Annotated in this window: 23 protein-coding genes; 15 read left to right on the forward strand and 8 right to left on the reverse strand. The window is 44.8% G+C overall.

Annotated features, from left to right (window positions below; translation table 11 throughout):
• The first annotated feature begins 12 nt into the window (after window positions 1–12).
• From QT990_RS03985 to QT990_RS04015, 7 genes are all read left to right on the forward strand, one after another.
• On the forward strand, window positions 13–636 hold the full coding sequence (locus tag QT990_RS03985) for a DUF416 family protein (protein ID WP_333310382.1): 624 nt from the start codon (window positions 13–15) through the stop codon (window positions 634–636).
• Window positions 637–919: 283 nt separating this feature from the next.
• A complete protein-coding gene (locus QT990_RS03990) occupies window positions 920–1,144 on the forward strand; it encodes a hypothetical protein (RefSeq protein WP_333053485.1) in 225 nt (74 codons plus the stop codon).
• A 420-nt stretch (window positions 1,145–1,564) separates the two neighbouring features.
• Window positions 1,565–4,690 carry a phosphoenolpyruvate carboxylase gene (ppc, locus tag QT990_RS03995; protein WP_333141206.1) on the forward strand — a complete coding sequence of 1,042 codons (3,126 nt, stop codon included), beginning with the start codon at window positions 1,565–1,567 and terminating at the stop codon, window positions 4,688–4,690.
• 325 nt (window positions 4,691–5,015) lie between these two features.
• Complete coding sequence (locus tag QT990_RS04000; RefSeq protein ID WP_333135348.1) at window positions 5,016–5,633, forward strand: IS607 family transposase; 618 nt, start codon at window positions 5,016–5,018, stop codon at window positions 5,631–5,633.
• Window positions 5,620–6,714: an RNA-guided endonuclease InsQ/TnpB family protein gene (locus QT990_RS04005; RefSeq protein WP_445305434.1), complete on the forward strand. Its 1,095-nt coding sequence runs from the start codon at window positions 5,620–5,622 to the stop codon at window positions 6,712–6,714. Before QT990_RS04000 ends, QT990_RS04005 begins: the two co-directional genes overlap by 14 nt.
• A 34-nt stretch (window positions 6,715–6,748) precedes the next feature.
• Window positions 6,749–7,789, forward strand: coding sequence for a phosphodiester glycosidase family protein (locus QT990_RS04010; protein ID WP_333141204.1), 1,041 nt, complete (start codon window positions 6,749–6,751; stop codon window positions 7,787–7,789).
• A gap of 417 nt (window positions 7,790–8,206) precedes the next feature.
• The gene (locus QT990_RS04015) at window positions 8,207–8,512 is read left to right on the forward strand and encodes a transposase (RefSeq protein ID WP_333300597.1); all 306 of its coding nucleotides are present in this window, start codon (window positions 8,207–8,209) and stop codon (window positions 8,510–8,512) included.
• A 772-nt stretch (window positions 8,513–9,284) separates the two neighbouring features.
• On the opposite strand, the gene QT990_RS04020 is transcribed toward QT990_RS04015, so the two are convergent.
• Window positions 9,285–10,994 carry an ABC transporter ATP-binding protein/permease gene (locus QT990_RS04020; protein WP_333141199.1) on the reverse strand — a complete coding sequence of 570 codons (1,710 nt, stop codon included), beginning with the start codon at window positions 10,992–10,994 and terminating at the stop codon, window positions 9,285–9,287.
• 212 nt (window positions 10,995–11,206) lie between these two features.
• Here QT990_RS04020 and QT990_RS04025 point away from each other — a divergent pair, with 212 nt between their 5' ends.
• Complete coding sequence (locus QT990_RS04025; RefSeq protein ID WP_333309536.1) at window positions 11,207–11,416, forward strand: hypothetical protein; 210 nt, start codon at window positions 11,207–11,209, stop codon at window positions 11,414–11,416.
• Between the two features lie 143 nt (window positions 11,417–11,559).
• Here the strand turns inward: QT990_RS04025 and QT990_RS04030 are convergent, their stop codons facing one another.
• A complete protein-coding gene (locus QT990_RS04030) occupies window positions 11,560–12,117 on the reverse strand; it encodes an HPP family protein (protein ID WP_333309534.1) in 558 nt (185 codons plus the stop codon).
• Window positions 12,118–12,580: 463 nt separating this feature from the next.
• Here QT990_RS04030 and QT990_RS04035 point away from each other — a divergent pair, with 463 nt between their 5' ends.
• From QT990_RS04035 to QT990_RS04065, 7 genes are all read left to right on the forward strand, one after another.
• On the forward strand, window positions 12,581–12,802 hold the full coding sequence (locus QT990_RS04035; RefSeq protein ID WP_333309532.1) for a hypothetical protein: 222 nt from the start codon (window positions 12,581–12,583) through the stop codon (window positions 12,800–12,802).
• Window positions 12,799–12,993 (forward strand): hypothetical protein, encoded by a 195-nt coding sequence (locus tag QT990_RS04040; protein ID WP_333309529.1) that lies wholly within the window; start codon window positions 12,799–12,801, stop codon window positions 12,991–12,993. The genes QT990_RS04035 and QT990_RS04040 overlap by 4 nt, the downstream gene beginning before the upstream one ends.
• A 46-nt stretch (window positions 12,994–13,039) precedes the next feature.
• Window positions 13,040–13,600 (forward strand): Uma2 family endonuclease, encoded by a 561-nt coding sequence (locus tag QT990_RS04045; protein ID WP_333309526.1) that lies wholly within the window; start codon window positions 13,040–13,042, stop codon window positions 13,598–13,600.
• 23 nt (window positions 13,601–13,623) lie between these two features.
• A complete protein-coding gene (locus tag QT990_RS04050) occupies window positions 13,624–13,782 on the forward strand; it encodes a hypothetical protein (protein ID WP_333309524.1) in 159 nt (52 codons plus the stop codon).
• Window positions 13,763–13,861, forward strand: coding sequence for a BrnA antitoxin family protein (locus QT990_RS04055; RefSeq protein ID WP_333101671.1), 99 nt, complete (start codon window positions 13,763–13,765; stop codon window positions 13,859–13,861). The genes QT990_RS04050 and QT990_RS04055 overlap by 20 nt, the downstream gene beginning before the upstream one ends.
• 15 nt (window positions 13,862–13,876) lie before the next feature.
• Window positions 13,877–14,077 (forward strand): hypothetical protein, encoded by a 201-nt coding sequence (locus QT990_RS04060; RefSeq protein WP_333309521.1) that lies wholly within the window; start codon window positions 13,877–13,879, stop codon window positions 14,075–14,077.
• 70 nt (window positions 14,078–14,147) lie between these two features.
• Window positions 14,148–15,461, forward strand: a complete 1,314-nt coding sequence (locus tag QT990_RS04065; protein WP_333309518.1) for a hypothetical protein — start codon at window positions 14,148–14,150, stop codon at window positions 15,459–15,461.
• 111 nt (window positions 15,462–15,572) lie between these two features.
• On the opposite strand, the gene QT990_RS04070 is transcribed toward QT990_RS04065, so the two are convergent.
• From QT990_RS04070 to QT990_RS04095, 6 genes are all read right to left on the reverse strand, one after another.
• The gene (locus QT990_RS04070; protein ID WP_333309515.1) at window positions 15,573–16,139 is read right to left on the reverse strand and encodes a diheme cytochrome C; all 567 of its coding nucleotides are present in this window, start codon (window positions 16,137–16,139) and stop codon (window positions 15,573–15,575) included.
• A gap of 20 nt (window positions 16,140–16,159) precedes the next feature.
• On the reverse strand, window positions 16,160–17,068 hold the full coding sequence (locus QT990_RS04075) for an MBL fold metallo-hydrolase (protein ID WP_333464962.1): 909 nt from the start codon (window positions 17,066–17,068) through the stop codon (window positions 16,160–16,162).
• Between the two features lie 521 nt (window positions 17,069–17,589).
• On the reverse strand, window positions 17,590–18,102 hold the full coding sequence (locus QT990_RS04080; protein WP_006634582.1) for an inorganic diphosphatase: 513 nt from the start codon (window positions 18,100–18,102) through the stop codon (window positions 17,590–17,592).
• Window positions 18,103–18,354: 252 nt separating this feature from the next.
• Window positions 18,355–19,788, reverse strand: a complete 1,434-nt coding sequence (locus tag QT990_RS04085) for a serine/threonine-protein kinase (RefSeq protein WP_333464963.1) — start codon at window positions 19,786–19,788, stop codon at window positions 18,355–18,357.
• Window positions 19,789–19,848: 60 nt separating this feature from the next.
• Entirely contained in the window at window positions 19,849–21,162 is a 1,314-nt protein-coding gene (locus QT990_RS04090; protein WP_333464964.1) for a serine/threonine-protein kinase, read from the reverse strand.
• Window positions 21,163–21,321: 159 nt separating this feature from the next.
• Window positions 21,322–21,870 (reverse strand): inorganic pyrophosphatase, encoded by a 549-nt coding sequence (locus QT990_RS04095; protein ID WP_333101576.1) that lies wholly within the window; start codon window positions 21,868–21,870, stop codon window positions 21,322–21,324.
• Window positions 21,871–21,913: the final 43 nt, after the last annotated feature.

Genomic DNA, 21,913 nt, shown 5'->3' on the forward strand with positions numbered 1-21,913 from the left:
CACGAAATGAATATGCACTTTTTTGAATTTGATACCCTCGAACAAGAACTGGAAAAACTTCCCGTATTTCACAGACTTGCGTTTGCTGCTGCTTGTTGCGAACGAATGCTTCCCAACTACAACGCTTTTTGCCGAATGTATGATTTTGGCGATCCCAGCGTACTGAGAAATGCACTCGATGAAGTTTGGCAGATTCTCCAAGGAAAACCAATAGATGAACTCAGAATAGAGCGATTAATCAATAATTGTGGCAGCGACAATATAGCTCCTGATTCGCTTGATTTTGGTGGTGATAGTTATAAATCACTACAACTTATTGACGCTATATGCACGACTTTGAGAGCCTGTAGCGAGGCAGCTACAAGAGAGATTGTTAGGATAGTAGAATACGCTAGAAATACCATTGAGTTTTATGTAGCTTGCGAAGATGAATTTTTCAATGTTAGTCGGGAACAAGATGGAAGGGAAAAGTTTATAGCAGCGATTGCCTGTCATCCATTTGCGGTTAGAGAAATGGCTAAAGAAACCGAAGATTTGCAAAGATTGAAAGAAACAGAAACCTTAGATAAGGATTTTCTGGAATGGCTGCGTACTTCCTCTCATAATAACGGGAAGAGTTTAATCGATCTTAGTTGATGGGATGTGTTGGCATCCTGAATCGAAGTAGACAAGTTAGTCTGTTTTCCAACAGTCGATCGCACTTTCATACACAGCTTAGCTGGGACGATCGCTCTTATGCTCTAATTTTTGTGTAATATGCCCCGAGGGGCGATCGGCTTGAAAAAGCTGTTGTACGCGCGATCGACACGGCACTAATTCTTGGATGAACACGGATCTCGCCCCAATCTAGGATACAACGAGGCAAGAAAACCCGCCCTAGCTTGTAAACTAGGGATAACAGAATACGCAGGAAAGATTTATGCCGTCGGAAAACCAAGACTTGCTCAAAACTCAAACACCTAACAGTCCAAAATTGCCGGTTCCCTCAGATATTTTGTTGAGCTTGGTCGCCTTACCCATGCTGGGCGGGTTGGTGGTGGCTAAAGCTGCTGCTGAGTTTGTTGCGTCGATCGGCGTTGAAAGCGAAGAAGTCTTTCGGGGTTCGCGCCTTCCCGTACTCAACTTTCCTCAATCACAGGATTAGAAAGCCCAAGGAAGGATGCTGCAGCTAGAAGTTAATTTTTGTGACCCCGCCCAAAAACGGATACGGTGCCACGTACTCCTGTCGGGGAGAGATAAAAATTTTCGACCCTAGTTCAACATCCCAGATTGATCTTTGGAGTAAATCTAAAAGTGTTCGACTTAGCGCGACTCAACTGACTTCTGGCCGAACGTCTCACGCCGATCGTCTACAATCTCAAACTAGCAAGTTAACTGACCTGAAAGCTTGACAAGAGGTACAATCCGTGCTGTAAGAATTAATCTTTCCTTATACTTTGTACATAAGTGCCTTCTACTTTCAAGGTTGCAATAAGTCTCAAATTTGACTGCAAACAAAAGTGTTTTAGGCGAAACTAAACCATACAATTTTCACAGACACCCGCAGCTATTGAGGAACAGCCCGATGAGTTCAGTCCTCCAGTCTTCAGAACAGGCTATTGATGCAACATCTATTTCCCATTTTCCCGCTTACTCCAAATCAGACCTGTTTCTGCGAAATCGCCTCAAAGTTGTAGAGGACTTGTGGGAATCGGTGCTGCGACAGGAGTGCGGGCAGGAATTGGTGGATTTGCTCCAACAAATGCGATCGGTCAATTCCGCCGAAGGACAAGCCACTCACTTTCGCGAGTCGAATGTCGTACAGCTAATCGAAAAGCTCGACCTCAACGCCGCCATCCGCGCCGCTAGGGCTTTTGCACTGTATTTTCAGTTGATCAACATTGTCGAACAGCACTACGAACAGCGAGACCAACAGCTAGCTTACGCTAGCAGCAACGATGCTGGTGGGCGGATGTTTTCTAAGCTGCCAGGACAAGCAACGGATGCCCCCGATCGCCCCCGGCACAGGGAAGGCCCAAGCCCCACCCAAACGGCTTTGAGCAATGCAGACAGCAGCGAGACGATCGCCCGAGATGCCGGAACTTTTCACCAACTGTTCCCGATGCTGCTGCGCTTGAACGTACCCAGCCAGCAAATCCAGCGGTTGATCGATCAGTTAGACATCCGCTTGGTATTCACTGCTCACCCGACGGAAATTGTCCGCCACACGATCCGCACCAAGCAGCGGCGAATGGCGAAGATTCTCCAACAGCTAGACCAAGTTGACGAGAAATTTCAGGCGATCGGAACCGACTCTCAAAGCCCCTATCCGGTGTCTTGCTGGGAAGCAGCGGCTCTCCAAGAGCAACTGATGGAAGAAATTCGCCTCTGGTGGCGCACTGACGAACTGCACCAATTCAAGCCGACTGTACTTGACGAGGTGGAGTACACTCTCCACTACTTCGAGGAAGTTCTGTTTGATGCTATTCCCGAACTCTACCACCGCTTAAAGCAAGCTCTGCACGCTTCTTATCCTTATCTGAAACCGCCTAGTTACAATTTTTGCAAGTTCGGTTCTTGGGTGGGCTCGGACAGGGACGGCAACCCTTCTGTTACTCCAAAAGTTACTTGGCAAACGGCTTGCTATCAGCGCCACTTGGTGCTAGAGAAGTACATCGCGGCGGTGAAGCGACTGAACGAACTTTTGAGTTTGTCGCTGCACTGGAGCGACGTGCTGCCGGAATTGCTCGAATCTCTCGATCGCGACAAATCGGAATTCCCGGAGGTTTACGAGCAGTGGGCGATTCGCTATCGGCAAGAACCTTATCGGTTGAAGCTGGCCTACGTGCAGCAGCGACTGGAAAATACGCGAGATCGCAATTGGCGGCTCTACAAAGGAGACGAATTGCAGCGGGAACGCGAAGCTTTGTCAGAACATCCCGGAATGACCGGCCTTTATCGATCGGGCGCTGAGTTTTTGACCGAGCTCAAGCTCATCGAGCACAATTTAGTGGAAACAGGTTTGAGCTGTCGGGACTTGGAAAATCTGCTGTGCCAAGTAGAAATTTACGGATTTAATTTGGCTTACCTAGATATCCGCCAAGAGTCAACAGTACACTCCGAGGCTTTGAGCGAAATTGCTGAATACTTGCAAATTTTGCCCAAGCCTTACAATCAAATGTCGGAATGCGATCGAATTATTTGGCTGGCAACGGAACTGCAAACTCGTCGCCCTTTAATTCCAGCAGAATTGCCCTTTTCTCCTAAAACTTGCGAGACGATCAATACCTTCCGAATATTGCGGCAAATGCAGCAGGAGTTTGGCCCGGAAATTTGCGAAACTTACGTCATCAGCATGAGCCACGATGTCAGCGATTTACTGGCGGTTTTGCTGTTAGCAAAAGAAGCAGGACTTTACGATCCGGCAACAGGAATTAGCAACATTCAAGTAGTTCCCCTGTTTGAAACGGTGGAAGATTTGAAAAAAGCGCCGGAAGTAATGCAAAAAATATTTGATTTGCCGCTTTATCGAGCTTTGCTAACAGGAGGATACGCGCAGGAAATAGCGCAAAAGAGTGAAGAGAATATCCAAGGCCCAATCGAAACTCTCAAATTGCAAGAGGTGATGCTGGGCTATTCGGACAGCAATAAAGATTCTGGTTTCCTCAGCAGCAATTGGGAAATACACAAGGCTCAAAAGGCTTTGCAAATGGTAGCGGAAAAACACGGTGTGGAGTTGCGAATTTTTCACGGCCGAGGCGGTTCTGTAGGGCGAGGCGGCGGGCCTGCTTATAAGGCAATTCTGGCTCAGCCTGGAAAGAGTATTAGCGGGCGAATTAAGATTACTGAACAAGGCGAGGTTTTGGCTTCTAAATATTCTTTGCCGGAGTTGGCGCTTTACAATTTGGAAACTGTGGCGGCGGCGGTAATTCAAGCTAGTTTGCTGCACACTGGTTTTGATGGCATTGACCCTTGGAATGAGATTATGGAGGAGTTATCTGCGCGATCGCGATCGCACTACCGCCATTTAATCTACGAACAGCCGGATTTAGTCGATTTCTTCCACCAAGTTACCCCGATTCAAGAAATCAGCCAGTTGCAAATTAGTTCTCGTCCGGCCCGGCGCGGGGGCAAAAAAGACATCAGCGGTTTGCGAGCAATTCCGTGGGTGTTTAGCTGGACTCAAAGCCGCTTTTTGCTGCCTTCTTGGTACGGTGTCGGCACGGCTTTGCAAGAGTTTTTGCTGGAGGAACCGGAAGAACACATGAAACTTTTGCAGTATTTCTACTTGAAATGGCCCTTTTTTAGAATGGTAATTTCTAAGGTGGAAATGACTTTATCTAAAGTGGATTTGCAGATTGCAGAACACTATGTGCAGGAGTTAGCTTTGCCTGCTGATAAGGAGCGTTTTAACGCTTTATTCGATCAAATTGCGGCAGAATTTCACTTGATTCGCGATTTGGTTTTAACGATTACCGGACACCAACGTTTGTTGGACGAAGATCCCTCGCTGCAGCGTTCGGTGCAGTTGCGAAATGCGACGATTGTACCTTTGGGTTTGTTGCAGGTTTCGCTGCTGAAACGCTTGCGGCAGCACGGTAGTGGCGGGGTTCCGGGGGTGATTCACTCGCGTTATAGCAAGGGTGAATTGTTGCGGGGAGCTCTGCTGACGATTAATGGAATTGCTGCGGGGATGCGGAATACCGGCTAGGGAAATAGTTTTGAGTTTTGAATTCGTGGTGAGGTGCGCGATGGAGCACCTTGCTACTGGTAGTTGCAGAATTCAGGCGATCACCCATTATATAGCCTTTCTCAGATAGATGAGGTACAAGTTTAGATTTTAGATTTTAGATTTTAGATTTTAGATTGGGGGATTGGGGAATTTTTAATTAATTGGTGAATACCTCATCTTTCCGAGAACCGCTATAGTCACAGCCATAGAAAACTGTTAATGTGAAATAAATAATTTTCCGGAATTTTCCGGTAAATGCTGGTAGATCGTGGTAACTTAGATTAAGAACATTCTACCGCCACCGATGACCAAATATGTCACACCGCGAGAAGCTTGCAAAATCCTGCAAGTCTCAGAAAAAACGCTTAGAAACTGGGAGCTTGCCGACAAAATATCAGCAATCAGAACTCCCTCCAACCAGCGCCGCTACGACATTGACAGCGTTCTCGGAACAAAACACAACCGAGTCACAGCTATCTATGCCAGAGTCAGCAGCTACAAACAGCGAGAAGACCTCGAAAGACAAGTTGGCTACCTCCAAAGTCTCTACCCGCAAGCTAAAGTCTTCAAAGATATCGGAGGCGGACTCAACTTCAAAAGAAAATCACTGCTTGCCCTTTTGGGACAAATCATGTCAGGATCTATCTCAACAGTTGTGGTCGGACACCAAGACAGACTCGCAAGGTTTGGTGGCGACCTCATCAAATGGATCTGCGAGCAGAACGATTGCGAACTCATGGTTCTCAGTAGAAGTGAATTGTCTCCAGAGCGAGAAATGGTTGAAGATATCCTTGCCATCATCCACGTCTTCAGTTGCCGACTCTACGGACTCCGAAAATACAAATCTGCTATCAAAGAAGATCCGAGTTTACCCGGAAATCGGGCTAGCAGCGAAATGGAGGACTTGGATTGCAGCAAGTAGATGGTGTTACAACCAAGCAATTGCTATTGTTAAAAACGAAAGAATTGGCAAGTACGACTTAAGAAAAAAAGTAATGGACTTGGCTCCTGCTTGGGTATCAGAGCAACCTTACAACCAGCGACAAATGGCAGTATTTCAAGCTTTTGAAGCACATAAAGCAGCTAAGAAGTCAAAAGGAATAGCAAAGTTTAGAAGCCGTTTCGACGCATCTCAGACTATCAGGTTCCAAAAGTGTAATTGGAAATCCGGGACTTTTTATCCGCTGTCTACTAAGGGGTTAAGCTTTAAAGCATCGGAGCCTATTATTGAAGAAATGCAACACGAACCAACACTAAGCTTGAGCGACGGGCAATGGTTTATTGGCTATGCTGTTGATGCACCTAAAATAGAAGCGATTAAAAGCGATTTAGCTATTGCTTTAGACCCAGGCGTGAGAACTTTTATTACTGGCTTTGACGGCAGTGAATTTATCGAAATAGGAAAGAATGATATCGGTCGTATCTATCGACTGGCAAGACATCTAGACAAATTAATGTCACGTATAGGGTTGAGCAAAGGAAGGCAACTCAAGCGGTTGAGGTATTCCTTGAGAAAGTCAGCAGCAAAAATTCGGATTAAGATTAAAAACTTAGTCAATGAATTGCACAAAAAAGCTGCTAAACATTTGACAGTCAAATACAAATTAATTTTGTTGCCGACCTTTGAAACGCAACAAATGGTCAAGAAAGGCAAGCGCAGACTGGCAACTAAAACAGCTAGAGCGATGGTAACTTTGAGTCATTATCGTTTTAAACAAATGTTGAAGCATCAAGCCGCTAAACATGGGGGCTTTGTAGTAGACGTAACAGAAGAGTACACATCGAAAACTTGCTCAAAGTGTGGACATATCCACACTAAATTAAACGGGTCTAAAATCTTTAAATGTCCAGAATGCGGACACACTCTGGACAGAGATTTCAATGGCGCTTGCAATATTTTATTGAAAGCTTTGAGAGATACCTCCCTGATAGAAAAGCTTGCAGCTTTCTCTATCTTGCCATACACGGCAAATTCTGGCTTAGTCCTGAATTTACCGGGTTAAATGTATCTGTTCGCTATCCTAGCTGAGATTTTTTATGTCTAAACGCAAACAGTCTGAAGGTTGTCGCCCGATGCTGCGACGCACTTTTTTATTTTTAACGGCCATCGCTTTGGCGCGGGTTGCGGCTGACTATTTTGCGATCGCCCAAAACCGAGATAGTTTCTTGACTCTCGCGGGTCAACTTTGGCAAAAGTCACTCGCTTTTTTATCAAGTATACAATCAAATCAAACTCCTCAACCTCTTCCTAGCAATCCCATTGTAAAATCGGCAAAAACCAATCAACCTCTGCCGAGTAATCCTATTGTAAAATCGCCCGAAAATTCTCCTGCTGTGCAGCCGTCTCAACCTCAAATTATCAAACGTTCTGCTAAGCAAACAAAACCGGTACAAGTCAGCAGCCAAAATGTAGCTGGCGCAAGTTTTTATCTCACAACTATTGACCTCGCAGACCCAGAAATTTATATCACAATTGGGTTAGCTAATAATGCAGACTTTGCCAATACTTCTAAAGTCACGCGGGGCGACGAACCTTTTGAAAATATGGTGTCGCGTTACCGGGCTGCTGTTGTTGCTAACGGGACTTTTTTTGGTAAAGATGAGCAGAAATCTGTGCTGGGAAATATGGTGGCGGCAGGCAAGTTTCTCAAATACAGCCGATGGGAAAATTACGGCACGACTTTGGGAATTAAAGCCGGAAATCAATTGGAAATGGTGACGGCTAGAACTGAAGGTAAGCCGGATTGGAGTCAACATTGGTTTTCTCTGACTTGCGGGCCGAGATTGGTTAAAGGGGGGAAAGTTTGGCTGTCTCCTTTATCGGAAGGTTTTAAAGATGCTGGTGTTTTGGGCGTGGGCTCGATAACGGCGATCGGCTTTCCGGCTTCCAGAGATAAGTTATTTTTGGTAACTTTTTTTGATAGTTTGTCTTTGGAAGCAGAAGCTAAAGTTATGCGGGCGATGGCGTCCCGCCCTCGCCCGTGCTACGGCTGTTTTGAAGCGATGAATTTGGACGGGGGCGCTTCGGTGGGTTTGGCTCATCAAGGGCAGATTTTACAGCAGTTCCGGGTGTTATGAGGTACAATAAGAATAGATTAAAAAATACACCAATGAAAGCATATTCAGTAGATTTGCTTTCCAAAAATAGTAGCAGCCCATCAAGATCAGAAGCTGTCGATCAGAAAAACAGCAGCGATATTTTCCGTCAGTAAAAGCTCTTTTCAGAAACTGGTCAAGCAACAAAAAATAGAGGGAAATTTACAGCCGAAACGAGAGTGGGAAACCGAGATACAGTCATTTGAATAATTCCACAGCTTCTTTGAGAGAAATAGTGGCAGCACATCCCGATGCAACCAGGGTAGAATTGTGTGAGTTATTTGCCCAGAATACGGGAAATTGGGTGGGTAGAACAGCCATGTGTAACGCCTTACAAAAGTTGGGATTAAATCGTAAAAAAAAACAGTGAGAAGTAGCCAAGTCGGCACTGAAAGAGTCATGAAATTAAGGTTAGAGTATTGGGAAAAAGTCAAGCATATCGACCCCAAAAATCTAGTCTTTTTAGATGAGACTGGAGTATTACGCTTGTTTAACCAGAACTCATGCTTCCAACGAGGAACGAGAGCCTATGCAGTCAAACCTTTTTATCGAGGCAAGAAAGTCACAGTAATTGGTGCAATTAGTTTCCAGAGAGTAGTGGCATTAATGACCATAGACAACTCGATGGATAGCCAAGCATTTGAGGTGTTTATAGAGCAATGTTTAGTGCCACAATTGTGGTCGGGAGCAGTAGACGTGAATTGATAACTTACCAGCGCATAAAGTAGATTCAATTAAGCCCGTAGATTGAAGCGGTGGATGCTTTTATCTTGTGTTTGTCCCCATACTCTCCTGATTTTCATCCAATTGAATTATGGTGGTCGCAACTCAAATCTTTATTGATCCAGTTTTCACCAACCACCACTAAAATGGTTTACACCATAATTGCTGTGGCTCTTGACTTAATTAATCCGAAACATCTTAAAAACTGGTTTACTAATTGCTGCTACTGTACCTCATAACATCCGGAAGTGCTGTATGGATTTATTGCAGGCAACGTAATAGACCTCTTGCAAAAATAGCTGGGACGGGCTCTCCGGCCCGTCCCACAAAAAGTTTTTTATCTTGTGGGATGGGCCGGAGAGCCCGTCCGAAAATTTGATCGAAAGGACTTTTGCAAGAAGTCTAATGAAGCTGTAGCGATTTCAAGCGCTGGGTCAAAATATGCCCTTATCCTGATAAAGCTGCAACGGTTTCAACCCCTAGGCTGGGAAATACCATTTTCCCAGCCTAGGACGTGGAAGTGCGGAGGCTACGTCACGTTATGGGCTTTAGCCATTCTTAGAGTTTTTGATGATCAGGACGTTTTGCGGGGAGCATCCGAGTCTTACTCCCTTCCCGCTATAAGATACAGTGTTTTTTGACGAGTTTGCCGTTTACGATCGTCCCAGTTACTCCTGTTCTACCTGATCGCACGCCTGGAATTTTGAGGCGGGTACGGTAAAGACCATTACTTGCAGTTCGGCAATTGCATTTTTCAACCAAACTCGGCGAGATCGGGGCTGTAATCTTTAGCCGATATCAGATGCCAATTGGTATTACCAACTAGCCTTAAGACCTGCTCGTGATACTGTACCAAAGTCGGACGGTGACCGACACTGATAAAGGCAGTTCCTGTTTCTTTGAGCAACTGATAGAGCCGTCTCTCGTTAGCCACATCCAATGCACTCGTTGATTCATCCAAAATAGCGTAGCGAGGTTTAGTCAGCAGTAGGCGTGCAAATGCTAACCGTTGTTGTTCTCCTAGTGACAAAACATCAGCCCATTCCAATTCCACATCAAATCCACCTACCCGTTCTGGCAAATGGGAAAGATTGACTTGTTCGAGCACTTCGTGCAGTTGTTTATCAGTAACTTGACCGCTGGTGTTGGGATATAGCAATTGGCTGCGTAAGTCCCCTAGCAGCATATAAGGCCGTTGGGGCAAAAACAGCGTTTCCTCCGGTTTAGGACGGACAATGCAACCCGTACCCGCATTCCACAATCCTGCGATCGCTCGCATTAACGAACTCTTGCCAGCGCCAGAAGGTCCAACAATCAAGACGCTTTCACCCTGCCCCACCTTGAAAGATAAATCTCTAACTAAGATTCGCTCATAGTTAGGCGTCTCTAAGGTAACCTGTTGGAGGGCTAGATAGTCCTGTTCCACAACATCAATCGTTGCCATGCCCGCTCGAGGTGCTGCCATTTGCTCGGACAGAACCCGATCAAAGGTTCCTAAACGATTAATCTGAGTGGTAAAGTTAGTTAGCATATCAAAATTCTCGGCAATAAAGCCCAGGGCACTTAAAATAGACACAAACGCTCCAGAAGCTTGCGTTACCTGCCCAAAATCTATCTGGCCCGCAAAGTATCGAGGAGCTAAAAAAACTATAGGTAAATTTGTAAATATCATCTGGCTTCCTTGGGTAAAGAAACCAAGGTTACGCTGCAAGACAATCAGGTTATTAAAATTATTCAAAACTTCATTAAATCGCTGTGATACTGCACTAAATTCACGCTCTTCACCTCGGTAAAATGCAATGGATTCACTATTGTCTCGAAGATGAACCAAACTATAGCGAAAATTTGCTTCTCGTTGTAACTGATTAAACTTTAATCTACTTAACCTCTTACCTATAAAGATAGTGAAAACAGTTCTAAAAGCAGCCAGTATCAATACAACTAAAGTCAGTGCCTTGTCAATTGTAAAGAGAACGCCGAGAAAAGAAATTATTGTGACAATTTGGTTGAATAATAATCCCCAAATATCAATATTTTGCTTAACAAACAAATTAACGTCTTCAGCTAAACGCTGATCGGGATTATCAACCTTATCATTGAACTTAATTTTGTAGAAACCTTGATTGCTAAAATATTTCTTCAGTAAGTGATTCGTTAGCCACTTTCGCCAGTAGAGTTGCAGTACATTTTGCGAATAGAAGAAGGAAACCATAATGGGCGTGAATATGGCAAACACACCCAATAGCATCAGCCACATCTTATAGAAGTCTGAAACATTCTTTCCCGTGACTGCATTCATCAAGTCCCGCATAATATAGCTCAGGACTATGCTTACACCATTGAAACCTAGCATTAATAACATTACGAGGGCGAACAACCCCCTAGCTCCCCATTTTTCTCTGGAAAAGAAGTAGGGGTTGGCGATCGACCAAAACTGCTTTACCGACTGCTTCAATTGATTCATCTTTTCTTATGGGTAGGAAAAATTGTGCTTTGGTGGAAACTAGCTGTAGCGGATGGGGCAATTCTCATCGTTCTTGTCCATCAGCGATACCTGGTATGGGTAATGCTCCCGTGGTACTTCCCTAATGATCCTCGGATCGCTTCAGGATTTATATCTTAAGATAGATGACAAAGCTTAAACATCAGTAATTTTACTGATTTTAAATCAGTAAAATGGATTATCCCCGCCTAAACACACAGCGGGATTTTTTCGACGGGCTGCTAAATTCTGACGAAGGGATATTGCCGCCGGGACGGAATTTGACGAATGTCCTTGTGGTTTACGATCGCGAATATCCAGCGCCGACTCAGTTAAAGCAGTCCTGGGAACGCTTTCAACAGGGATTTCGACCAAGGCCGGACAAATCAGTGTTTTTTGATTGATCTAGCAGAAGGAAGTTCGGCAACGCGCAGTAAATCGGGATCTAACGGATGGAAGAAAGAACGAAAAAGGAAGAAGGAATCGAGGGAGCATCCCAATTTTTGGTAGTGCTCCCAAGGGAAGGATTAGAGAATTAGAGACAATGCTATAACCAGTGGTTGGGATACGTCCTTTCTGCCGCTAAATTATTAAAGATGACGGCGCACAAGACCAAGATTATTGATCCCTCAAAAGCAGGTGTTAGCAAAAATTTCCAGTCTGGTTGGGTCATCATGACGACTAAGGCAACTGCTCCCGAAGGCGGATGTAGAGTTCTGGTAATCTGCATAATTCCGATCGCAGTAGAAACAGCCATTCCCATCGCCCAGGGAGAAGAACCGAGAAAATGCAGAATCATTAAACTGGTGAGAGCAGCTAAGAAATTGCCCCCAATGACATTCCGGGGTTGAGCCAAGGGGCTGTCAGGGACACCAAAGATCAGAACGCTTGTAGCGCCAAACGGAGCCATTAGTAAAGGAGAATTAGTTTTTACGGCAAGATAGGACGTTGCAGTAATTGCCAAAAAACTGCCAATCCAACTCCAAAAAATATGCCGAGGATGAGGTCGGTCTATTGGGCAGCTCAATGGACACGATCGCCATCTCCCAAAGGTTTTAAACCAATAACTTTCCCATTTCTGTCGAATTTTTTTACGGTCAATCATAAATCAGGTTACTTGATAACCAGGTTTCTTAAATTGTCGGAACTAGCCTCCGCTAAAGTTAAGATATCATAACAATTTGTCAAAAAGTAGCTAAAGGCACAGATTTTTTACTTCTATGCCACTCAAGCTGCTGCTAAGCACTCGGTTGGAACTCACATCGGGTACCATTCTCAAGAACAGGCTTTCCGGCCTGTTCCACAAAGAGTAGATTTTCCTCTTGTGGAACGGGCCCCAGAGCCCGTTCATCAAAGGCTTATTGACAATGGTGCAACATCTCAGTTGGAACTGACTAGCGAGTTTGGTCGGTTTGGCAACAGACGTTATCGGCAGTCGCAAAACTTCACCGTTAGCCGTCAGAGTTATTGATGAGGGTAAAGCGAGAGGTTATTTGTAAGGTGCGAGGCCCAGTAAGCGTAAGCTGGATTGGAGTCAATATTGGTTTTCTTTGACTTGCGGGCCGAGATTGGTTAAAGGGGGGAAAGTTTGGCTGTCTCCTTTATCGGAAGGTTTTAAAGATTCTCATGTTTTGGGCGTGGGTTCGAGAACGGCGATCGGCTTTCCGACTTCGAGAGAGAAGTTATTTTTGATAATTTTTTTTTATAGTTTGTCTTTGGAAGCAGAAGCTAAGGTTATGCAAGCGATGCGTCCCGCCCTCGCCCGTGCTACGGCTGTTTTGAAGCGATGAATTTGGACGGTGGTGCTTCCGTGGGTTTGGCTCATCAAGGGCAGATTTTATTGCCGCCGGGACGGAATTTGACGAATGTCCTGGTGGTTTACGATCGCGACTATCCAGATCCTGCTCAATTAAAACAGTCTTGGGAACGCTTTCAAAAGGGTTCTCGACCAGCACCGGACAAACCAGTGTTTTTTGATTGAATCGGCAATTACTATAATATGAAGTAAGCTTTTGCAGGCAAAGATTATGACAGCAACAAAAGAAAGAACTTGGACAGTCGAAGAATATCACCGCATGATTGAAGCTGGCATTCTCACTGAAGGTGATAAGATTGAATTGCTAGATGGGAGAATTGTGGAAATGAGCGCACAAACTCCACCCCATGCTGCTACAACCCAACGCAGCGATCGATATCTACAACACCTGCTAAGAGATTTAGCATTAATTCGCGTGCAGTTGCCAATTACTTTAGCAACTTCGGAACCGGAACCAGATATAGCTATTGTTTGTATCGATCCGGGAGATTATCGCGACCATCACCCAAATCCTAGCGAAATCTTGCTGTTAATTGAAGTTTCCTACTCGACCTTACAAATTGACCGCCGGGAAAAAGCCCCGATTTATGCGAGAGCAAATATCCCTGAATATTGGATTTTAGATGTAGCTGCGCGCGAGGCATATATTTACCGGAATCCTGCACCGGGAGGCTATCAATCTGAGATAGTTGTTGCAGATAATGCTGCGATTAGAATGCTAGCTTTTCCTGAGATTGAAATTAGTTTTTCCGAACTATTTTTGCCTGTTTAGTTGGTGTTTTACAGCAACCAAATATGAACAACGAATTTACTTCGAGCAAATCTCAAACTGACTGGCAACGCCTCGATGCCATAAGCGATCGAGATATTGATTTATCTGATTGCCCTGAAATTACGCCTAAAATGTTGGCGCTTAGCAGTAGTTCGGCGAGGTTTGCCCAACCCTCAGACTAAAGCTCAACTCACCTTACGCATAGACAGTGATGTTTTGGAGTGGTTTAAACCTCAAGGTCGTGGTAAGATAGAAAAATGAATTCAATGGCGTTTTATGTCAAATCTTGAATTATTAGACCAACTTCGGCAGTTATCCCCTGCCGAGAAGTTTCAAATGATGCAATTTTTAATGGCTGAATTGGCGAAAGAAGAAATGTTAAAGCCATTGGATAATGGCGCGGCTTATCGTGTTTGGTCGCCTTATGATTATGGTGATGCTGCTCAGAAATTAATGAGCTTATTAGAACAAGAATAAACGAAAGAAGAAAATGTGAAATGCTCTTAGCTGTTTCACCAGAAAGCTATAATTTAGGAAAATATTTGTAATGTTAGAATTTTCTTTAGAAAATCTTTCCGAAAAAATACATTACGGCAAGACAAAAGATTATTTTCAAGAAGTTCTATCTTCGTACCACAATGGCAACTATCGTTCCGCAGTGGTAATGCTTTGGTCTGTCGCTGTTTGTGACATAGTGTATAAACTTGAATATCTTGTTGATTTATATGAAGATTCAGGTGCACAAACAATTCTTGATGGCATTACAAAATCACAAAAGGATAATCCCAAATCACCCTCTTGGGAATTTGAACTGATTGAGCATACCCATAAACATACAAAGCTATTGGATCACTCAGAATATGCAAATCTGGTATATCTTCAACAGCAACGCCATCTATCCGCTCACCCTATATTAGACTCAGATAGACAATTACATACACCTAACAAAGAAACTGTGAGGGCGCTGATTAGAAATACTCTGGAAGATTTGCTTATAAAGCCACCTTTCTACACTAAAAAAATAATTGACGAACTTTTAGTGAATATTGCGGAAACAGCGCCACAACTTAATACTAGACAAAAAGTAAAAAGATATGTAGAAAGTCGATATTTAAGTAGACTTAAACCTGAAGTTGAACTTTCTATTTATAGAAGTTTGTGGAAGTTGGTATTTAAGCTGGAAAACGAAGCTTGCATAAAAAACAGAGATATCAATTTGCGAACACTTGAGGTAATCGGAAATCGGAAGCGCGAAAGTATTCTCAACCAAATAAAAGGAGAGAAAGACTATTATAGTGATGTTTCATCGAGTCCGCTCACTTTGGAGCGTTTAGTAATTTATTTGTCAAAAAATCCTCAATTTTATGATCTTCTTAATGAAGATGCGAAACTTAAAATACAGCATAATGTTGAAACTACTCAGACAAGCAAAATCTGTGGATGGTTTGTGAAGGAGAATTTAAAGGGACACTATAAAGACATCTTATCTTTAATAGAAAACGATATTAAATTCAATTTTGAGGAGGTAGAATTAAAATTTTTGCTTGAGATAGCTGATACAGAAGAGTGGCAAAATTTATTTTGTCGCATACTATCTAGTTATTACTGTGCTAGCAGATGGTATCATGAGGCAGACTCTCGATTTCAGCAAGCCATATCTCCTTACCTTAAAGTCTTTGATAAAGAGGCAATAGTGTTTTTGATTGAGCAAATTGAACAAAATAATCAGGTATATGGGCGCCGAAAAGCAAAAGAAGAACACAAAGAAATCAAGAAAAAGCTTTTTCAATTACACGGACAGGAATTCGACTTGAACCCTTACCCATATTTCAAGGAAACTGTGATGGAAGATGAAGGCTAAGTCAGCTAACTAATCAAAAAACCTCCTCATCCGCCTTCGACGCATAAACCCACGATCCAATCAGCCCGCATAACCCCCTACTCAAGAGTTTGTGGATAAGTCCTGCATTCGCTACGGAGAGTTTTGCCACTCGGCGGTAAGCTTGCGGAAATTGTATTTAGATGCACCGGGGTGACAAGTAACGCAACTGCTGATATTTGCGGGTTGTGACATTTTGACTTTGGGGTGCAGTGCTTTGAAATAGCGAGAACTGGCGACTCGATAGGCGAGTTCTTCGTCTTTGGCTTGGGGACGGGAAAAAGTTTGCAGGTAGTTCCAGACTAGCAGGCGGGGCGGGTCTACTAGCAGTTTGATGGTTTGTCCGTAGTGTTGGGGATCTTGCAGCAACCGACGCCAGGTTTCTGTAGGTAATACTTGCGGCGGTAAAGCGATGTGACAGGTGGCGCAGTTTTCTAGATACAGTTGCTGTCCGAGTTGGTAGCGTTCGGGGATGCGATCGACCGTACCAGTATCCTCGATCGAAGAAACCTGAGCAAGTCGCGCCGGAGTGCGAGAGTAGGCAGTCTGAGCAGCAACCCATCCGCCGCAGGTACAGCAGATAATTATCAACAATAGCAACGTTGAGTAAAGCCCCCGCAAGCCTACTCTGCGACGTTTGCGGGGTTTTTCCTGTTTCATAATTCTGAATTTATTTTTGGTTAAATTACTGGTATGCTCATGCCTTCGCGGGCTAAGCAGCTATTGGCGAAAACTGCCTGCACCTCTGCTTCTACGCCATCGAGAAAATTGTCGTCGTGGCCTGGATCGTGGTGAAACATCACGATTTTTTTGACTCCAGCAGCTTTCGCTATTTCTACTCCTGCTTGCCAAGTCGAGTGTCCCCAGCCGACTTTCGGGGTTTTGAAGTCGTAATACTCTTCGTTGGTGTAGTTAGCGTCGTAAATCAGCACGTCGGCGTTGCGAGCTAGGTGTAACACGTTGTCGTCTAGGCGATCGGGAAAGTGTTCTGTATCGGTGCAGTAGACGGCTGTGTGTCCCTCCCAGGTGACTCGATATCCGATCGCGGTGTTGGGATGGTTGAGCAGTGCCGTTTCTATTTTCACATCGTCGAGTTCGAGAATATCCCCAGGCGTCAAATCGTTGAATTTGAGGTCTGATTGCATGACTTGGATGGGGACGGGAAAATTGGGGTGTACCATTTGGTCGGCAAGACGGTGTTTGATTGTAGTGCCGTTGGGGGCGATCGCACCGTAAATGTGAAAGCAGTTCCCTGGGATAAAGGCGGGAGTAAAGAACGGAAACCCTTGAATGTGATCCCAGTGAGTGTGGCTGAAAAACATATGGGCTTCCACCGGCATTTGCCGCAGCAGGTTGAGCCCTAGAACTCGCAGACCGGTGCCGCCGTCAAAAATCAGGCGTTTTTTGCCCAAGCGCATTTCTACACAGGAGGTGTTCCCTCCGTAGCGAAGTGTTTTGGTGCCGGGGGTGGCGATGCTGCCCCGCACGCCCCAAAACTGAACGACAAACTCGGTCAAAGGACTATTTTCCATAGTGGCTTTGTGCTCGGAAGGCTGTGGATTGGCTAGAGAGGGTGCGGAATCTGGCATTTTTTTTAGTTTTGGTGGCAGGAACTTGGGAGTTGAAATCTTAGTTTTTACTTTTTAGTTTTTAGTCTTTAGCAATCTGTACTATAATAAAGCGCTTGATCGGGAAACCATTCGAGTGCCTAATACTTGGGCTGTTAGAATTCTCAACCTTACCGATTCGTGTAGGAGATGTCACGCTTGAGAGATTATTTTTTGCACCCTGCGGGCTGCCCGGCGTGTTCTGTGTTCTGAGATTAAGATAGCGCCGAACCAGAGTTGTTAGGGTTAAATTTCCTCAAATGTAGAACGCATTCCCCACGGGTATAATTTGCGCTTCATCTTACTCTATGAGTAGTATTTTTTTCAAGATTGGGGCCGGGGCGCGGTTTTGAGGAATGCCGTTCCGGTGAGTCGGCATTCACGACTGATTTGAAATTGTAGCCACCTGTGCCTCGACTGCATCGCCGGACGTGCAGCATCGCCTTAAGTTCGGTCTCCTGAGTTTTTAGTCGGGTTGCAGTCGAGGAGTGCGGGCTAGGGGCTTATTTGCGATCGGCTGCGATGCACTTTTCCACTAAGGGCATGACTTGATCGACATCTTGCCAACCCAGAATTTCGGTGACTTTTTTCTCCAAATTTTTGTAGGTTCTAAAAAATTCGGCTATTTCGTCTAAGCGGTGGGGTGCTACGTCTTTGAGGGACTTATAGTGAGCATAGCGGGGGTCTTTGTCGGGAACGCACAAAAGTTTTTCGTCCCTGTCGCCTCCATCGATCATTTCCAGCATTCCGATCGGACGGGCTGCGATTATGCACCCTGGAAATGTGGGCTCATCCATCATGACCATGCCGTCGAGGGGGTCGCCATCATCGGCTAAGGTATTGGGTATGAAGCCGTAGTCGCACGGATATTGGACTGAGGAAGAAAGCACCCGATCGAGAGCAAAGGCTTGTAAGTCTTTATCAAATTCGTACTTGTTTTTGCTACCGGCGGTAATTTCGATGAGGACGTTGAGCAGTCCTGGTTTCGGCTGTGCCGGAATTAGCGATAAGTCCACAACAATATCTCCAAGTTAACAGATGATTGGGATGAGTGCTACTTGCCAAATCCCTTTGATAGCATTTTACGGGCGATCGGGATCGATGCTGCATGAGATTGACCGAAAGCGGACGAGTGTGATCGGGGTTGCACAATTTGAGGATGATGCTTGTGGGGTGTCCCGCCTGCGTGGCAAATACACTGGACGGGCGGGACGCCCATCCCACAGGTTGAGGGCGGAATGCTTTGTTTTGGCGAGCGAGAGATATTTTCAGCCTCCGCATCCCGTCATTGGAAGGTATGGCCAAGTTATTTTAATTTTCAATCCCAACCACTTGCTCAGTTCTGTTGCTAACCACTCGATTTCTGATTCATTTAGTCCCTGCTTCACTCCTAGTCGATATTTTTGGTTGCCAGCTAGAACTATCACCTGATAAACTCTGTACAAATTCTGTTGCGTGTCAGGCAGAACATATTCAATTTGTTCCATTTCCAACTGGCAAATCTCCTCTCTGGGGGATGGCTGGGAATAATTCCATTTCAACCCCAGCAGATGCCACCTATAGGAGATTTGCTGCCGATCTATTTTGAGACGCAATTCTCGGAATAGCGCACATATAAACATTAGTCCTACCGCAGCCAAAAAAAATCCTGAGATCATAATAATTAGGGTATTTATCAGTGAATTATTGATGTTGCCGACATACGGGTAAGAACCAAATAATAAGGATAAACTCGTAGGAACCGCCGCCGATAGCAGTGCAATTAAACCAAAACCGACTCCCTGTGGCGGAATTACAACAAACTCTATAAACTCCGAATTTTTGGTTAGTTTAAGCTCGCTGCTTGGCGGCTGCATTGCACTAAGATTTTTGTTGATTTTGTTGATGACGAAGGGATTTTCGTCTAGGGAGCGCAATGCTTCCCCAGCAGAAGATAAGCGTTTGTCCAAACTAGGTTCTGTCATCGACTCCAGCCAATCTATTAAATCGGGGTTGAGATGCGTTACCCGATCGGCAAATAGAATTTTCAAATCCTGCTGCGAAAGTTCTGTGGGATGCAAACCCGTTACCAAATAAATTAAAGTTGCACCTAAACCGTAAAGGTCAGAAGCCGGAACCGAGCGCCCCCCAAATTGTTCTGGTGCCATATATCCGTAAGTTCCCACTACTGTAATTGTGCCGCCAAATTTTGCAGCTTGGTTCTGCACCGAACCAAAATCAACTAAATAAACTTGTCCCACCGAGTGACCGGATCTGCTGTGCAGTAAAATATTGCTGGGTTTAATATCGCGGTGAATAACAGGCGGATATTGCTGGTGCAAATAACTCAAAATTTCTAACAGCGATTTAGCTAATTCTTTCACCTCGCTTTCGCTAAAAGTACGCCCCGAACGCAAATGCTCTTCCAAAGTTTTCCCCTTTACATAAGTTTGTACCAGGGCAAATCCTTTAGTATCAGGTTCGTCAATTTCCAGGTAGTCGAGGTAGCGCGGAATTGCTGGGTGATCAAGTGCTTTTAAAGTTTCCGCTTCCCGTTCAAATAGCTTGAGGTCTTGCCATTCAAAATCGCTGCCGAGGAATAGCTGTTTGATGACAACTAATTTTTGAGTTTGCAAGTCGCGAGCCAGCAGCGTTTGGCGGCCAGTTTGTTTTCCTAGTTGTCGCTGCACTTCGTAGCGTTCTGCTAATATTTTTCCCTTCATGTTTTTTTTACCATTATTTTAACTTGAGTGCAACCCAACCTACTTTATATAAATTTGAGATTAAAGTCCACTTTCTTTTTGATACCACCGGGCAATAGACTTGGTAGCTGCCCCCATAGACAGTCCTAGAATTAGCGACGTTCCAAGCACGAATAAAATATAAGACAAGGAAACTTCTCCAACATTCCTATACATCGTCTGGTGCAACAAGATGACGCTTGCAGAGGTAAAAACTACGCTACTAATTGCATTTAAAACTTGTCGGTGAAGTTTAGGATTAGTTAGGGGGAAAAACCACAAGCGCGTCACAATTGCTGCGATTATTCCGTTCCCAAAACCCACCAGCAAGCCGAGAAAAAAGCCCAAGGTTACTCCCGCGAGCCCCATCTGCGGATTCAAAAAAAGAAAGGTGATGTAAATTGCTACACAAGCTCCTACAGCTTGAGATGCTGTCCTAGTGCTGCGCTTGATCGCATTCTTGAACAAGCTAAAGGTATCCACCGTTTTTCCCTGTCTCAATGGCAGGGAATATTTATTTATTATCTGTGGTTTTTCTAGAACTTTTTTTGCGATTTGCACTGAGCCGGGACGGCGATCTAAACTGGGATGGGTCATCCACTTGAGCCAATTGGTAAAACCGGGACTGAGTTTGGTGAATTGCTCGAATTCTAGCTGCAAATCTTGCTGTGGCAAGTCGGCAGGATGCTGCTTGGTAATTAAGGCGATTAATGTTGCTCCCAAGCCGTACAAGTCGGAAGCGGGAACCGCCCTCCCGCCAAATTGTTCGGGCGGCATATAGCCATAAGTTCCGACAACGGTGACTGTTTTCCCTTGTTGGGTTGCTAGAGTTTGAACTGCACCAAAATCGACTAGGTAGACTTCGCCCACGCTGTTGCCCGATCGATTTTTGAGTAAAATATTGCTGGGTTTAATGTCGCGGTGAATCACCGGGGGCTGTCGCTGGTGCAGGTATGCGAGGATGTCTAATAATGCTGTGGCTAATTGTTTGACTTCGCTTTCGCTGAAGGTGCGGCCGTCTGAAAGATATTCTTGTAGGGATTTGGCTTCGATGTAACTCTGAACTAGGGCGAATCCTTTGCGGCTGGGGGTGTCGATTTCAAAGGAGTCTAGATATCGGGGAATTGCGACATGGGATAGGGATTTTAAGGTTTCGACTTCTCGCTCAAACAGTTTTAAGTCTTCCCAGTTAAAGTCGCTGCTGAATGAGAGGAGTTTGACTACTACTTGCTGTTGCGTTTTTAAGTCGCGGGCAAGTAAAGTTTGCCGTCCTGCTTGCTTGCCGAGCCGCCGATCGCACTGATAGCGATCGGCTAATATTTCTTTTGACAAATCGCCGATGTTTTGTCCGCTCATGTTCTCTTGCCCTAGAACCGATTAAACCTAGTGTAGTTGACAAAAGTGCAATAATCGGAAATGTTCGGGCTACAGCAAAAAAAATTCTGTCAAAGAGCAACTGCCTTTAAAAGCCAGCGATCGCGCACTGCGGAAGATGCCCCTGAGTTAAGCTTGAATTTAATTTTGGATTTGCTTGTAAATTGACTGCACTACGTCGAGCAGGCTCAAGACTTGCTGCCATTCGGGGGCATCGGGGTTGTAGCTTTTGGCGCGCTGAGCTTTCAAACTGTGGTGCAAGAGGGAAAGCAGCGCCTCTGGAGACTCTAAAGAATTGTCATCTTCATCTGCTGGGGTTTGGGCTGCATTTTCTTCGATATCTTCTTTAATTTTTTGTGCTCTATCGGCGAGGGCTAAAGATCGGCCTGCCAGGTTTTCCGGCATTTTGGGCTGTTCGGACAAAGACGCGCTGGTTAGTTCTACCAATAGTTGACAGACTCGATCGACCCATTCGTGATCGTTTACTGAAAAGGAACCAGATTTGAACACTTGCCCGTCAGGTCTTTGCTGAATGCTTTGTACCTTCTGGATCAGAGGGATAGCCTTAACAGTGATATTTTCCGGGATTCTGGGGATATCTGACAGGGAGCTCCGAGCAATCTCCAGCAATAGTTGGTAAACCTGATCTACCCACTCAACATCTCCCGATTGCGAATTCCAATTATTCATAACTGACGCTAGTGGTTTTCTATATGTAAGACTAGAACATTGA

Source organism: Microcoleus sp. T3_B1, assembly GCF_036700445.1.
In the GTDB taxonomy this organism is placed as follows: Bacteria; Cyanobacteriota; Cyanobacteriia; order Cyanobacteriales; family Microcoleaceae; genus Microcoleus.